13 protein-coding genes are annotated in these 13909 nt (G+C 72.2%); 5 read left to right on the top strand and 8 right to left on the bottom strand.

The annotated features are described in order from the left end of the window. The first annotated feature begins 34 nt into the window (after positions 1–34). On the top strand, positions 35–787 hold the full coding sequence (locus ACIPRD_RS10100) for an ABC transporter permease (protein ID WP_401561942.1): 753 nt from the start codon (positions 35–37) through the stop codon (positions 785–787). A gap of 113 nt (positions 788–900) precedes the next feature. Here ACIPRD_RS10100 and ACIPRD_RS10095 read toward each other — a convergent pair whose 3' ends face one another. Together ACIPRD_RS10095 and ACIPRD_RS10090 are read right to left on the bottom strand one after the other, a co-directional pair. After that, positions 901–2268, bottom strand: coding sequence for an alkaline phosphatase PhoX (locus tag ACIPRD_RS10095; protein ID WP_356411146.1), 1368 nt, complete (start codon positions 2266–2268; stop codon positions 901–903). A gap of 391 nt (positions 2269–2659) precedes the next feature. Next, positions 2660–3046, bottom strand: coding sequence for a VOC family protein (locus ACIPRD_RS10090; RefSeq protein WP_401561788.1), 387 nt, complete (start codon positions 3044–3046; stop codon positions 2660–2662). A 278-nt stretch (positions 3047–3324) separates the two neighbouring features. On the opposite strand from ACIPRD_RS10090, the gene ACIPRD_RS10085 reads away from it, so the two are divergent. Beyond that, positions 3325–3513 carry a hypothetical protein gene (locus ACIPRD_RS10085; protein ID WP_401561786.1) on the top strand — a complete coding sequence of 63 codons (189 nt, stop codon included), beginning with the start codon at positions 3325–3327 and terminating at the stop codon, positions 3511–3513. Positions 3514–3528: 15 nt separating this feature from the next. Here the strand turns inward: ACIPRD_RS10085 and ACIPRD_RS10080 are convergent, their stop codons facing one another. The 3 genes from ACIPRD_RS10080 to ACIPRD_RS10070 all read right to left on the bottom strand — a co-directional run bounded on the left by ACIPRD_RS10080 (position 3529) and on the right by ACIPRD_RS10070 (position 7778). Next, positions 3529–5544 (bottom strand): hypothetical protein, encoded by a 2016-nt coding sequence (locus ACIPRD_RS10080; RefSeq protein WP_401561783.1) that lies wholly within the window; start codon positions 5542–5544, stop codon positions 3529–3531. A gap of 277 nt (positions 5545–5821) precedes the next feature. Then, positions 5822–6970 carry a macrolide family glycosyltransferase gene (locus tag ACIPRD_RS10075; protein WP_401561939.1) on the bottom strand — a complete coding sequence of 383 codons (1149 nt, stop codon included), beginning with the start codon at positions 6968–6970 and terminating at the stop codon, positions 5822–5824. Positions 6971–7271: 301 nt separating this feature from the next. Then, positions 7272–7778: a GNAT family N-acetyltransferase gene (locus ACIPRD_RS10070; protein ID WP_401561780.1), complete on the bottom strand. Its 507-nt coding sequence runs from the start codon at positions 7776–7778 to the stop codon at positions 7272–7274. A 158-nt stretch (positions 7779–7936) separates the two neighbouring features. Here ACIPRD_RS10070 and ACIPRD_RS10065 point away from each other — a divergent pair, with 158 nt between their 5' ends. Further along, complete coding sequence (locus tag ACIPRD_RS10065; protein WP_401561777.1) at positions 7937–8371, top strand: ankyrin repeat domain-containing protein; 435 nt, start codon at positions 7937–7939, stop codon at positions 8369–8371. A 15-nt stretch (positions 8372–8386) separates the two neighbouring features. Here the strand turns inward: ACIPRD_RS10065 and ACIPRD_RS10060 are convergent, their stop codons facing one another. Next, positions 8387–9313, bottom strand: a complete 927-nt coding sequence (locus ACIPRD_RS10060; protein WP_401561774.1) for a squalene/phytoene synthase family protein — start codon at positions 9311–9313, stop codon at positions 8387–8389. A gap of 363 nt (positions 9314–9676) precedes the next feature. On the opposite strand from ACIPRD_RS10060, the gene ACIPRD_RS10055 reads away from it, so the two are divergent. Continuing rightward, the gene (locus ACIPRD_RS10055) at positions 9677–10216 is read left to right on the top strand and encodes a hypothetical protein (protein ID WP_401561771.1); all 540 of its coding nucleotides are present in this window, start codon (positions 9677–9679) and stop codon (positions 10214–10216) included. Positions 10217–10305: 89 nt separating this feature from the next. Here the strand turns inward: ACIPRD_RS10055 and ACIPRD_RS10050 are convergent, their stop codons facing one another. Continuing rightward, a complete protein-coding gene (locus ACIPRD_RS10050) occupies positions 10306–10875 on the bottom strand; it encodes a hypothetical protein (protein ID WP_401561768.1) in 570 nt (189 codons plus the stop codon). Positions 10876–11172: 297 nt separating this feature from the next. Further along, the gene (locus ACIPRD_RS10045) at positions 11173–12522 is read right to left on the bottom strand and encodes a phosphatase PAP2 family protein (RefSeq protein ID WP_356410134.1); all 1350 of its coding nucleotides are present in this window, start codon (positions 12520–12522) and stop codon (positions 11173–11175) included. 556 nt (positions 12523–13078) lie between these two features. Here ACIPRD_RS10045 and ACIPRD_RS10040 point away from each other — a divergent pair. Further along, positions 13079–13897 (top strand): hypothetical protein, encoded by an 819-nt coding sequence (locus ACIPRD_RS10040; protein WP_401561765.1) that lies wholly within the window; start codon positions 13079–13081, stop codon positions 13895–13897. Positions 13898–13909 lie beyond the last annotated feature (12 nt).

The raw sequence follows: 13909 nt of genomic DNA, 5'->3' as shown, positions 1-13909 counted from the left end.
CCGGTTCTCCCTCGCCGTGCGCGACAGCGCGACGATGCTGCGCCGCAACCTCCTGCACGCCCGGCGCTACCCGTCGCTCACCCTGAACCTGCTGCTCACCCCGGTCATGCTGTTGCTGCTCTTCGTCTACATCTTCGGCGACACCATGAGCGCGGGAATCGGCGGCGGGGCGCCGGACCGCTCGGCCTACCTCGCCTTCATCGTCCCGGGTCTGCTGCTGATGACCGTCGGCAGCACGGTGATCGGCACCGCGATCACCGTGTGCAACGACATGACCGAGGGCATCATGGCCCGCTTCCGCACGATGTCGATCCACCGCGGTTCGGTGCTCGTCGGACACGTCGTCGGAGGTGTGCTGCGGTCGGTCATGAGCGTGGTCCTCGTCGGCGCCGTCGCCGTGGCCCTCGGCTTCCGCTCCAGCGGCGCCGGTGTGCTGGACTGGCTGGCGGCGTTCGGACTGCTCGTGCTGTTCTCCCTGGCGCTCACCTGGATCGCGGTCGGCATGGGCCTGGTCAGCCCGAACGCCGAAGCCGCCGGCAACAACGCGATGCCGCTGATCCTGCTGCCGCTGCTGTCCAGCACGTTCGTGCCCATCGACGCCATGCCGGGCTGGTTCCGTCCGATCGCCGAGTACCAGCCGTTCACGCCCGCGATCGAGACCCTACGCGGACTGCTGCTCGGTACCGGTACCGGTCACAACGGATGGCTCGCCGTGGCCTGGTGCGTGGTCCTGGTCGTGCTCGGCTACTTCTGGTCGGCCGCGAAGTTCGGCCAGGACCCGAAGTAACCGCCATGACCACGCGGTTCACCTCCCGCGGCCCTCAGGGCGGCGTGCACCGGCGACACACCGGGGCACGCCGCCCATGGGCGTGCGCGGGTAACGGAGTTACCGGCGGTCCTCTATCGGCGCCAGGGTCCCGTGACCGCGAAGGTCGTGCCGGGTGTGTAGCAGTTGACGTACATCGTGCCGCCGCCGGGCGAGAAGGTGACCCCGGCGAACTCGCCCCACTCGGGCTGCTCGGGCGTACCGATGTTCTGCCGGCCCCGCGCCATCGCGTAGACCTCGCCGCCCCGGGTGACGCCGAAGACGTGCTGGGCGCCGTTGCCGTCCTCGCAGACCATCAGGCCGCCGCTGGGGGCGAGGCAGATGTTGTCCGGGGACTCGCCGGGCAGTTGCACGTCGGTGCCGGGTCCGAAGACGATCACGAGGGTGAGACGGCGCCGGTCGGGGTCGTAGCGCCAGATCTGGCCGAAGTGGTCGGCCCCGGAGCCGTCCGCGCTGCGGGCGAACGACGACACGAAGTACACGCATCTGCCGCCCCAGTAGCAGCCCTCCAGCTTCTGCGCGTGGGTGATGCCCTTCGGGCCGTAGTCCTGGAGCCGGGTGGGCGTGACGGCGGCCAGCGGATCGGGTACGTCCACCCACTCGACGCCGTCGAAGGCCGCACCGGTCTCCTGGACGGTCGACAGGTCCGGTACGCCCGGCACCCGCATCGCCTGGAGACGGCCGCCCGCGCGCAGTGAACCGACGCCGCCCCGCGGCCTGTTCGGCAGGAAGCGGTAGAACAGGCCGAACGGCTTGAGGAAGGCGTCCTCGGTCTCGTAGACCACGCCGCGCCCCGGGTCGATCGCGATCGCCTCGTGCTGGAAGCGGCCCATCGCGGTCAGCGGCACGGCGCCGGTGCGGTGCGGATCGGTGGGGTGGACCTCGAAGATGAAGCCGTGGTCCTTGGTGTAGCCGTTGGTGCCCGCGCGGTCCTCGGTCTCCTCGCAGGTCAGCCACGTCCCCCACGGGGTGTGGCCGCCCGCGCAGTTGACGGCCGTGCCCGCGATGGCGACGCGCTCGGACAGGACGCGGTCACGGGAATCGAGCGTGAGCGCGGTGCAGCCGCCGTGCCCCTCCGGGTCGTAGGTGATGCCCGGGACGGAGGGCACCGGGATCTTCGCGGTGGGACGGTTCTCGTGGTTGCGCACGAGATGGGTACGGCCGTCCCCGCCCGCGAACGCGGCCATGCCGTCGTGGTTGGACGGCACGAGGCCCTCCCCCGAACGCAGTTCGTCCCCCTCCCGGGACAGCACGTGGTAGCGGAAGCCTTCCGGCAGGTCGAGCAGGCCCTTCGGGTCGGGTACGAGCGGCCCGTAACCGGTGTGGCCCAGGTCCTGTGCGGCGGCGGTGCCCGCGAAGAGCTCGGACAGCGCCCCGGTGAAGGCGATGCCCGCGCCCAGCGCGCTCGCCCCGGCCATGATCTGACGTCGTGTCGCAGACATGCAACGGCAACCTTCCTGCTGGCGGACAGGAGCTGTGATCCCGCTGTGTCTACCATCCGGGCGCGGCCCTCGGGAACCACGCCCGCACCACGTGTCACGCCCCCGCCCCCAGCGGGACCGGGGCCGGTACCTGCTCCCCCGCGGCCGAGCCGAGCTCCCCGTGGCCGGGACCTGCTCCCCGGTGGCCGGGACCGCGCCCGTCCGCCCCGGTCCGGGGAGACGCGACCTAGGGGGCGTCTCTTCGATCTTCGTGGATCAGGCCGCGGCGTCCGGTGCGGTGCCTCGGCGTGCGGCCGGACCGCCCTCGTACTGGGCGTACGTGGGCGGTTCGGCCGTGCGGCGAGGTGCCGTGCCGGGCGTCGCGGACCCACGAAGATCGGAGAGACGCCCCCTAGGCGCTGTGCACGATCTGGATCAGGTTGCCGCAGGTGTCGTCCAGCACCGCCGTGGTGACCGCGCCCGTCTCCACCGGTTCCTGGGCGAAGCGCACGCCGAGGGCGCGCAGCCGGTCGTACTCCGCCCGTACGTCCTCCACGGCGAAGGACGTGGCCGGGATGCCGTCCTTGACGAGGGCCGCCCTGTACGGCTGCACGGCGGGATGACCGGCGGGTTCGAGCAGCAGCTCGGTGCCGTCGGGGTCCTCCGGCGAGACCACGGTCAGCCACCGGTCCACGCCCAGCGGCACATCGTGCTTCTTCTCGAATCCCAGCACATCGGTGTAGAAGCGCAGGGCCTTGTCCTGGTCGTCGACGAAGACGCTGGACAGGTGGATCTTCATGAGGGGTTCTCCGGTGCGTCGGGCCTGAGCTGCCGGGTCGCCGCGTGCTCAGGGGTGCGGTGTACGGATCGGGACACCTGCCAGCCTAGGAAAGCGACGGCGTGCCGGGCCGGTCCGGCACTCCGGCGTCGGCTGTTCGGGGAGAGCCGGATCGACCGGCCGCGGCGGACCTTGGGTGACATCACCGTCCGGCCGCCGGGGCGGGCCGCCGTCGGTGACATGTTCGCGCCGAGCGGGGGCAGTCGGAGAAGGCGGGACGCAGGGTCCGCGCGACCGAGATGCCGGAGGTGTCCGCCGCCATGAGCAAGAAGGTACTGGAGCGTTTTCCCGCAGGCTCTCCCAGGGGTTCGTGGCCGGCGGAGGAGTACGCGGCCGCGCGCCGCGCGCAGGGCGTCGCCGCGACCGTGGTGATGGACCTGCACTCGGACGCCTTCCTCGTCGTGGTCAGGGACCGGGACGACGACTGACCCCGCGAGGGACACTCACCTCCGCCGCCCGGAGACCTCCCCCAGTTCCTCACCGGAGACCAGACGGGCACGGACGCGCGTCGCGGCGTGCTCCGGCGCCCGTACGGCGAGGGTGCGCCCGCGCCGGGTGGCGTCGACGTCACCGGTGAGGGTGAGTCCGGTGACGGCCCGGCTGCCCGCCGCGAGCACGTACCACCGCCCCTGCGGCGACCGCCAGCGCGTACGGGCCAGTACGTTCTGCCCGAACCTGCTGCACGCGGCGGTGGACCGCGCCCGGGTCACCGTCCGTGCCGGTTCTCCGGGGCGGGCCCCGGAGAGGCGCAGGGCCACGGTCACATCGCCGGTCCCTTCCCAGGTGTCGGCCCGCGAACACGTCCACACGGCGTGGCCGCCGCCGTCCGGCAGGTCCTGTTCGGCGAAGTCCCAGGCGTTGACCGCCTTCACCCCGCCTTCGGCCAGCCCGCCGAGGCCGCAGCCCACCCGGGCCCACGCCGTCAGGGCCGCCGGTCCGGTCGCCTCGCGCGGCTGGCGCGCCGGGGGCGATCCGTGGCCGGGCAGCGGTGTGTACGTCAGGTGTACGGGCGTCAGGCCGCCGAGGCCCGCCAGCAGGAAGGCGTGGTGCTCGGCGATCGCGGACGACGACCGGAACTGGAGCACCGGGTGCCTGCCGCAGCCTCCGCTCGCCGCACCGCCGGCGCCCTCCCCACCACCGTCGAACAGCGGGACCGGCACGGTCACCCCGTCGCGGGACACCGCGAGCGGACGGGCGGGAGAGTCGGGCCGTGCCAGGTCTCGGGTGGCGGTCTCCGCGACCCATGGCGCCAGCAGGTAACGCGCCGTTCCGTCACGCGTGTCGAGCGCGACCGCCGCGGCGGTCGTCACGTCGGCGTCGTCGACACGGGCCACGCTCAGCGTGTCACCGGAGTCCGACTCGCTGTAGCGGGCGAGGCGTTGGCCGTCGTGGAAGACCACCCACGAACGGCCGTCCAGCACACCGGCGTAGAGCAACTGCGGTGCGCGTGAAGGTGGTTCGGTGGTGGTGCCGGGGCCGTGGGTCACCTGCGTACGGGAGGACGGCCGGGCCCAGACGGCCAGGGCGCGGTCCAGCAGCGCGCGGTCGCCGGTCCGATCGCCGCGGGCCGGCCATGCCGTGAAGTCCACGCGTGAGGTGTCGGCCCAGATGCGGGGGTCCACCCGTACGAGGTCCGCGGCCCGCGGCCCGTGCCGGTCCGCCCGGTCGGGCCCGGCGGCGTCCGGTGCCGAGTGCGTACTGCCGGCGACCGCCGACACGCTCGCGGTGAGGGCCACCACGAGCGCGGCGCCGGCCAGGCGTACCCGGCGCCGGCGGCGCACGAGGTCGGTGGGGCGGGCCTGGAGCGTGCAGGCGTCGAACTCGTCGGAGGCGGGGAGCGCGGCGGCTGTGGCACCCAGGGCCGCGTCGAGGCGGGCGGCCTCGCGGACGGCCGCCTCCGCGTCGGGCGCGTCCGCCGCCGTGAGCACCGCGCGGGTCTCGTCCTCCGTGAGGCACTCCACCCGCAGCAGGACGAACGCGGCCCGCGCCGGGGCGGACAGCCCCGACAGCGCCTGCCCCAGCACGATCTCCTCGGCGCCGCCCACGCGCGGGAACAGCCGTAACCCGATGACGACGGGCAGCCGCGGCAGCAGGAGGCGGGGCGGCCGGGCTCCCGGCGGCCACAGTCGCGGCCGCCGGCACAGGCCCAGGGCACCGCGCAGCACCGGCACCCACACCGACCGGCTCGGGTCGGCGCCGACGCCGGTACCGCGACCGCCGCCGCCCCGGCCCGTGGCTCCGGGCGAACGGGGTGCTGGCACCGTGGGCACGGCCTCGGGCAGGCTCCGCTGCACCAGGGAGTGGGCCAGCAGGACCCGGCGGTGCCGGCCGAGGGAGGCGGGCAGTACGAGGTACGCCAGGCGCACCAGATCGGCGTACCGTTCGGCGAGTCTGCGCTCGGCTTGCAGCAGGCGCCGGGCGGAACCGTGCGGGAGATGACGGAGCGAGGACAGGACCATCGGGCGGGAGCCTTCCGGGACCGGGGGCGTTCGGAGCTGGTGTTCCTGCAAACGAGTGAATGCGGATTGGGTCACCCTGGGGGTGGACGCGGTCGGGCCTCGGGTGGACTTCGAGTGGCCCTCGGGGCGGCCTCCCACGGGCCGGGGCGGATAGGGGTGCGGTGGGGCACGAGCTGCATGCGGTGCGGGAAGTACACGCATGGCATGACCTGCGCGCGCCGCAAGAGCTGTACGGGTTGCCCCACCGCACCCCTCTCCCCGGCGGGCCGGGGCCGGATCAGGGCAGCATGTCCTCGATGAGGTCGGCGGCGCGGGTGGTGCCGCCTTCGGCCCGTGCCGCGGTGCGCAGATGCGCGGAGCGGCGGGCGATCTCGGCGTCGGAGACGAGGTCCGTCAGGGCGGACCGCAGGACGTCGGCGGTGGCCTGCGGGGTGTCGACGCGGCGGGCCACGCCCAGTTCCACGAGCCGGTCGGCGTTCATGAACTGGTCGGCCGCCTGGGGTACGGCGATCATCGGCACGCCCGCGAAGAGACCCTCACCGCAGCCGCCCATGCCGGCGTGGGTGACGAAGGCGTCCGCCTGCTCCAGGATCGCCCGTTGCGGAACCCAGGAGTGCACCTCGACGTTCTCCGGGATGTCGCCCAGTTCCCGCGGGTCGGTGTGCCTGCCGATCTGGAGGACGACGTGCCAGCCGGGCAGATCGCCGTAGGCGGCCAGGCACTGGCGGTAGAACTCGGGCCGGCGGGTGAACGCGGAGCCCAGGGAGATCAGCAGGACGTTCTCCGCGTCCGCGGGGCGACTCCAGCCGTCCGTGGGGGCGCCCGTGCCGAAGCAGGGGCCGACGAAGGTGACCCTGCCGGTGTCGACGCGGTCGGCGTGGGGCTGCATCGCCCGCGTGATCAAGGCCAGGGACCCGGCGGGGGGAGCGGCGAACGCGTTCATGTCGGTCGTCACCGCCCCGCAGCCGGCGAGCCACCGGGCGAACCTGGCCCGGTACGCGTCGGCGCCGGGCATCTGCCACAGCAGGGTCGCCACGTCCTGCTCGTACCCGTCCCATCCGACGAACGTCGGGGACAGCTGCAGGACGGTCCGGTCCTGCGACTCGGCCAGGGCGCGGGCCGCGTAGGCGCCGATGTCGTACAGGTAGAGGTCCGCCGGGTCGTCGGTGTAGGCGGCGCGCAACTGGGGCAGCGCCTGGACCGCGTCGTCGAGGAAGAGGCTCATGGCGGCGATGGGATCGTCGGGCCAGTTGTTGTCGGCCACCGGCAACACGGTGGTACAGGGCACGAGTTCGGCGCCGGTGGCGGTGATGAGGTCGGCCCTCATGGGGTCGTTGGCGTACGTCACCCGGTGACCACGGGCCACCAGCTCACGGATGACCTCGATGCTCGGCAGGACATGGCTGACGGCCGGACTGCCGACCATCGCGATGTGGGCACGCCGACGGGACTGGGAAGACACAGAAGCTCACTCGTCTCGGTTCTACGGGAACGGGACACGGCACGCCGGCGTGCGTCCTCGGTCCGAGAAGGGCTCGGTCGCGGAAGCGCACACCTGGACATGCGGAACGGAGGCCGGGGCGCCGCCCCGCTCGCGTCAGCCGTAGAACTGGAGAAGAAGCATGCCCGCGACTCTAGCCACCCCCGGGCTTCGGGGCATCCGGTTTACCGGCGCCGCGGCGGCACGCCCGCGTGTCGGCCGGCGGCCGCACTCACGGGATCGCCGCTTACTGCGGGGCTGCCGCATAGCAGTGGATCTTCACCGACAGGGAGGGACTCCACTGTTGTTCGACCGTGGCCATCCGTTCCCACCCGAGCCGTTCGTACAGGGCCGCGGCGGCGGTGTCGGTCGCCACGACGTCCAGCACGGGATGCAGGCCATGACGGCGCGCCTCCTCCAGCGCCCGGCCGATCAGGAGGGCGCCGATCCCGTGTCCCCTGGCCCATGGGGCGACGAACAGGCGGCTGACCACCGCGGTCCGGTCGCTTCCCGTGCCGGTGCGCTCGCTCCACAGACCGGGGGCGAGGTCTCCGTCGCCGCCGCGGGAGAGGCTGACATGGCCGACCGTACGTCCTCGGTGTTCGGCGACCCATGCCCCGAGGAGAGATGCCTGCGACAGCCACTCACCAGGCCGCTCGGGCCAGTTCACCGGGTATCCGTCGCACCGGTGCACCTCGGCGAGGACGCTCACGCAGTCCTCGACGTCGTCGTCGCCCCTCGGCCGGACCCGCACGTCCGGCCTCTCCTCAGCGGTTCCGAAGCTCCCTGTGTCCACCCCGGCATGGAAACACAGGCCCGGTGTCACGGCCAGCCGGTCCCGGCGTGGTGTCACCACGGTGATGCCGAAATCAACTCGGTTTCTCCGCAGCGGAGTTGTTAGCCTCGCTCTCCATGAACCGGCGGCGGCGCAAGAAGCACTCCCGATCCCTCTTCTCGGCGATCCTCTCGGGTGACACCGCCCGTGCGGAACGAGCCCTGCGCGCCGGAGCCGACCCCGAGGGAGCGGACAGCGACGGCACCACCCCTCTGTACCTGGCGTCCGTGAACGGGGAGGCCGCGATCGCCGGTCTGCTCCTGGCGGCCGGCGCCGCGCCCGACACCGAGAGCAGCGGGCTCGGCTCGGAGGGGACACCGTTGTGCGCGGCGGCGGCCTGGGGGCATGCGGAGGCGGTGCGCGTCCTGCTGGCCTACGGCGCCGACCCGGACCTTCGTGAGGACCGGGGCACCGGCCTCTCCCCGTTGCACTGGGCGCGGCATGGCGGCCACGTCGAGACCGCCGGCATCCTCACCGCAGCCGGCGCGGCATCCCGCACGGACATCCCCTGACCGCACCGGCCGGCGTCAGCCCCTTACGCGACGGACCGCCCGGTACTCACGCCACAGGACACGCACGGCACCCGTGAGGGACGGGTCGGCTCCGCTGCCGAGGAGCGATCCGCCTGCCTGCTCGACCGCGCGCAGGCGGAGTTCCTGGACGGAGACGAGTGCCCGCAGGAAGGGCCGGTACCGCGGCTCGGCGAGAGTGGGCAGATCGCGGCACTCACCGAACGCCTCGGCTGCGAGGGCGACTTGGCCGTCGACCACTTCGGCCATCGCGGAGACGCTCTCCTGCGGGCGCTCCCGCAGTGCGCCGAAGTCCAGCCCCTGCCGCGCGAGCGCGTCCGCGGGCACACCGACGCGTCCTTCCTCCAGGTCCTCGGGCAGGTCGGCGAGGAAGTCGGTGCGCTGCATGGCCTCGATCAGCTTCCGGCACCCCTGGACGAACGGTTCGTGGGTTCCGGTTCCCGGACCGGGGCCGATCAGGGATGCGGTGAGCATCAGGGCGGGCATGGAGTACCGGTCGACGTAGTCCTGGAAGTCGGCCTCGGTACCGAAGCCTCTCCAGGCGGCTTCCACCGGGGCGCCGTTCATGAAGTCCCGCACTCGCGAGCCCAGTTCGGGGTGCTGCCGGACCACTTCCACCAGGGCCCGGAGTGCGGGCTGCCCGGACTCCGCTCCGTCCAGAGCGTCCCGCACCTCTTCGCTCCAGGCACGGAGGGCGTCCTGCCGGGACCGCGCGTCCCCGAGATCGATCCGGCGATCGGTCTCGTGCATGAAGGCCACCACGGCGACCACATGGGGCCGCAGTCCGGCCGGGAGCAGCAGCCGTACCGCGAGGTACTCCTCGCGCCGGTACCGTCGCACGAGTCTGCGCTGGACGTCGAAGTCCCGCCGCAGTCGCGCGTCGCCGATACCGGCCTCGGTGAGCGCGGCGGACCATCGGGGCATGCGGGACCTCGTTCCTGGCGGGTCGGACGCCGGACGTGACGTACGACGGGGGTGCGGCACGCGGCCGCGTGGGGCGGTTCGGCGCGGCGCGGTGCACGGCAGGTCATCGGGCGGCGCGGTTCGGGGGCGGTTCGCCGGCGGACACGACGTCCACGGTCGAGCGATCGCTCGCACGGCTTCGGGCGAGCGTCTTCGCGGGTCGGCCCGCGGCCCACCGCGGGAGAGCTTAGGGCCTGTCCGGCGGGGAGGTGCGGGTGGGGCGGGCGGAGAGCCTTGGGCCGAGCGGTGGCGAGGCCGGGGTGGCCGGCAGGAAGCCCGGGCTTGATAACTTCGACGTACGGGTGACCTGCGGATGTGTGGCCCTTGAGTGCTCGGGAGAGCCGGATGCCGGTGGAGTTCGTGTACCAGAACCTGGGAATGCCGGACCTGATCCGGCGCGGCATGGAACCCGGCACGGCGGACGCGGCGATCCTGCTCGTGGACCTGGAAGCCGATCTGGTCATCCGTGACGGTGCTCAAGTGGTCTTCGCCGAGGGCCTGTTCCCGGTGGCCGAACTGGCGCGCGCTCTCGCGCACTGGCTCCGGCAGACCGACTGCGAGCACGATGGCTTCGCAACCGGCGGCGAGCACGATGACTTCGCAACCGGCGGCAAGCACGATGACTTCGCAACCGGCGGCGAGCACGATGACTTCGCGTTCGACTCGATGTCCTACGCGGAGGTGGGCATCGTACGGATCACGGAATCGGAGGAGGGATGGCGGATCGGCTCGGTCGCCGAGCCGCACGTGTCCTCACCGGTGACCCGGGAGGTCCTCACGGCGGAGATACGGCGGTTCGTGACGACCGTCCGCGAGGACATCACGGCCCTGGGTGTACGGCCTGACCTGATCCCACCGGTGTGAGAGCGGCGCGGCAGCCGGTACACCGCTCCTCCCCCGGCGTGCTGCGCCGGCTCCGGAAGAGGGAGACCGGCACGGCAAGGTGATGGGCGTCAGTCACCGAGGGGCCCGGTGCCCGGTGCCCCCGTCCTTGATGAACCGGCGAACCCGGCGAGGGTCTGGAAGTCGTTCTCGCGCAGGCCGATCCTCGGGTCGACATGGTGCAGCAGCGCGGGGGCGCGGTGGTGGGCCCTCACGTACGTCTCGTCCAGATCGCTCTGTTCGTCGTCCACCCAGGCGAAGGGGCGGCCGTCGGCGTACTCGACCAGCGGGGCGGTCTTCCAGTGGACTCCGTCGGGCCGCTCCCGGAGCAGGGCGTCGCCGAAGTCGACGAAGGGGAGTTCGGGGAGGCCGAGTTCCGGGGCGAGCCAGCGGTTGGCCTCCGCCATCCACGCGGTGGCCCAGCACAGTTCGTAGTCGAGGCCCGACAATGCCGGGCCGTGGTCCGGGTTGAGCCAGACCCTGCGGAATCGCCTGCGGAGCAGAGACCCGCCGCGTTCCCAGGGCATCGGACCGCGGCGGGGCACCCGGAGCGTGACGTAGCCGTGGGGGCGCCTCTCCGGCTTGGCCGCGTAGGGATTGAGGGGCCCGTCCACATCGAGGAACAACAGCGGCCGGCTCATCACCACTCCTTCGACGTCCCGCACCACCGGCGTTTCCGGCCCGAGCGTAGCCGTGTCGATCCTCGCCGCGGCGGACAGTTTCCGGCAACGGTGAGGCGTGGACAAGTCCTTGACCCGTGACGACCGAGGTCGGCGGCGGCTCGGGGACTCGGGTGGATGCGCGATGCCCCCTGCCCCGGGGAGGGGTGCTGCTCCTCCCCCGGATACACGAGTGCCGCCCGCACATCGGCGGGCGGCACTCACACCACCGGACGACTTCCGCGTCGGCCGGCGGCCTCTCATCGGCTCGGCCCGCCGTCAGCGCACCAGCTTCAGTTCGGGTGCCGGCTCCGGCCGCGGGGCCGGGATGACGACCGGTTCCCACACCCTGGTGGTGCGCATGTAGGCGTAAATCACCGAGGCCATCGCCAGGAGGAGGAGCGGTCCGGACACCCAGGCGTGCGCGGCCATCTGCGTCGGCAGCCAGCGGTACGACACCAGGAGCGCGACGAAGACGGTCGCGCCGTGGGCGACCAGCTGGATTCCCTGCCGGTCCCAGCCTCGGTCGAAGGTGCGCAGGCCCGCCTCGACGGTGAGGGCGAACACCACGCCGGCGATGAGGTCCACGCCGTAGTGGTAGCCGAACCCCAGCGTCGCACCGAGTGTGGCGATCAGCCAGAACGTGCCGGCGAACCGCAGTGCCCTCGGGCCCTTGCGGGAGTGGATGAAGATCGTCGTGGCCCAGGCGGTGTGCAGGCTCGGCATGCAGTTGCGCGGGGTGATCGCGTCGAACGCCATGGCGTGCGGGGTGCCGAGCGGGGTCGGGGTGTGGGGCCACAGGTTGGCCACCGCCCAGTGTCCGCCGTCGGCGCCGTAGGCGAAGACCGGTCCGACCGTCGGGAAGAGCATATAGATGCCGGGCCCGAGGAGGCCGATGAGCAGAAAGGTGCGCACCAGATGGTGACGCGGGAAGCGGCGCTCGGCCGCCACATTGCGCAGCTGGTAGAGCGCGACGAAGACGGCGGCGACCGCGAGCTGTGTGTAGACCCAGTCGAGGAGATGGGGCCCTACAGGGCTGGTGGCGTCGAGGAGCCGGCCCACCACCCACGACGGGTTGCCCAGCGCGTGGTCGGCGGTCGCCACGTACTGATCGAGCACCATGGGGCGGGTCCTGGAGGTGATGAGCAGCCAGGTGTCACCGGTCTTGCGGCCGGTCACCAGAAGCAGGCCGAGTCCGACGCCCTTCAGCAGCAGCGTGCGCTCCTGGCCCGTGCGGCGCGTGAGAGCGATGACCGCGTAACCCAGAATCACCCACAGAGCACCGTTTCCGAAGGGATGCCCCTCCTTCACCTCGGCACCGGCCGCCCAGCGCACCAGGAAGACGGTGATGTCGATGCCGATCGCGACACCGGCCGCGATGAAGCGCTCGCGCCAGGTGAGCACCACCATCATGAGCCCCATGCTGGCGTACAGCAGGAAGCCGGACTTGGGCGCGAAGATCACCTCCTGCGCCTGCGTGGTGATCGGCCCCGGCAGACCGTAGTGACGCGCGGCGACCTCCAGCGCGACGAGGAATCCGAGGGTCACCGAACCCGCCGCGGCCCACAGCAGCACCCGCGGTCGACGCCACGCGGCGAACGTGGCTCTGCAGTCTGTTCGCGAGAACACCCGCGATGTTCTAGGTATCAATTGTCTGGCCGCTTTGTTAGATGTAAGTCCAATTGGTCACCCTTCGAGCCGGATAGCACGGTTTTCCGGTGAAGGGCGGGTGATCAGGGCGTTCGTCGTAAGTGCGATCATGCTATCCGAGCGTCGCGGGAGACGGACGGGGCGGTTTCGGGTTCGACCGGATCACGACGGCACGCGCGCGCTTCCGCATCCCGCCCCTCTCCCGCCACCCACTCGTCGCTTCGCGTCGAACAGCCCCACCCGGGGCGGTCCCCAAGCGGTCCCCGCCCCCCTGCGCCTCCGCGACCGCACCCCCGGCACCCGCTCCGGAAAGCCATCGCCGACCCCGGTCCACCACCCACAATCACGCCACCGCCCTCGCGCCGGCGGAGATCGCCCTCCGCACCCCTCCCGCCTCACCCGGCCCGGCGGCGCCACGGACAACGATGCGGCCGCCAGGCTCCTTTACTACCCAAATCACCGTCACGGTGTGAAACTCCTTCTTCCGGGCCCCGGAGGAGGCATGGGGCATCACTACCGTTGATGTGGGGGAACGTTGGACGACGACAGGCAGAGCAGGGCGGACGCGGTGGACGGGGAGATGGCCGCTCGGGGGCTGCCCGAGGAGGTCGTCGCGGCCCTGGTGCACTGGTGGAGCGAGAACGCGGGCCGGTATCCGGACGCGACCCCGGGTGCACACACCGTGCACTACACACCCGCCCGGTGGGCGGAGATCACCCCGTGGCCCGCGGCGCTGGCATCCCGTTCCAGCGCGGGAGACGCCGAGATCAGCAGGGCGCTGGTGGCGTCGGCCGTCGCGGACGCGCTCGGACGCGAGGCGTACACCGAGGCCCTGGTCGCCACCTATGTGTGGGGCAAAGGCAAGAGCGGCACCCCGGCCGGCAGCGGGCCGACCACGCTGAAGAACATACTTGCCGCCGATGACCTGGAGAACGTGCTCGCCAAGGCTGTCGCCGCACTGCGCGAGGACGACGCACGGCGCGCCTACGAGGTTCTGCTCCTGCCGTCCAACGGGCTGGGACCGTCGTTCTTCACCAAGTTCCTCTACTTCGCCGGACAGGCGGTCCCGACGGGGCAGGGGCCACAGCCACTCGTCCTCGACCAGGTCCTGGCCCGGCGGATGCGTGGGCTGGCGGCCCAGGTCGGGAAGGACACCGGCTACGACCCCGACGGGTCGGTGGCTGCCTGGGTGTGGTCGGACGGAGGATGGTCTCCTCACCGCTACGAGGTGTACCTCTCGTTCCTGCAGGCGGCAGCCAGGCAGCTGAGCAAGGTCGGCGGCTGGCCGCCGGACGCGGGGGCCGACCTGCTGGAGTGCGCCCTGTTCACCACCCGCTGGACCACACCTGGGTGACAAGGGGCGCCA

Origin of the sequence: Streptomyces sp. NPDC090108, assembly GCF_044747185.1 — a bacterium.
Classification (GTDB): domain Bacteria; phylum Actinomycetota; class Actinomycetes; order Streptomycetales; family Streptomycetaceae; genus Streptomyces.
Note: the sequence above shows the minus strand (reverse complement) of the source record. Positions and strands in the feature narration are given on the sequence as shown.

Bases quoted from the DNA above. Each gene is read 5' to 3' on its own strand.
- ACIPRD_RS10065 (WP_401561777.1), top strand. From the start codon at position 7,937: ATGAACCGGCGGCGGCGCAAGAAGCACTCCCGATCCCTCTTCTCGGCG.
- ACIPRD_RS10075 (WP_401561939.1), bottom strand. From the start codon at position 6,970: ATGGTCGGCAGTCCGGCCGTCAGCCATGTCCTGCCGAGCATCGAGGTC.
- ACIPRD_RS10060 (WP_401561774.1), bottom strand. From the start codon at position 9,313: ATGCCCCGATGGTCCGCCGCGCTCACCGAGGCCGGTATCGGCGACGCG.
- ACIPRD_RS10090 (WP_401561788.1), bottom strand. From the start codon at position 3,046: ATGAAGATCCACCTGTCCAGCGTCTTCGTCGACGACCAGGACAAGGCC.
- ACIPRD_RS10085 (WP_401561786.1), top strand. From the start codon at position 3,325: ATGCCGGAGGTGTCCGCCGCCATGAGCAAGAAGGTACTGGAGCGTTTT.
- ACIPRD_RS10050 (WP_401561768.1), bottom strand. From the start codon at position 10,875: ATGAGCCGGCCGCTGTTGTTCCTCGATGTGGACGGGCCCCTCAATCCC.
- ACIPRD_RS10095 (WP_356411146.1), bottom strand. From the start codon at position 2,268: ATGTCTGCGACACGACGTCAGATCATGGCCGGGGCGAGCGCGCTGGGC.
- ACIPRD_RS10080 (WP_401561783.1), bottom strand. From the start codon at position 5,544: ATGGTCCTGTCCTCGCTCCGTCATCTCCCGCACGGTTCCGCCCGGCGC.
- ACIPRD_RS10100 (WP_401561942.1), top strand. From the start codon at position 35: ATGCTGCGCCGCAACCTCCTGCACGCCCGGCGCTACCCGTCGCTCACC.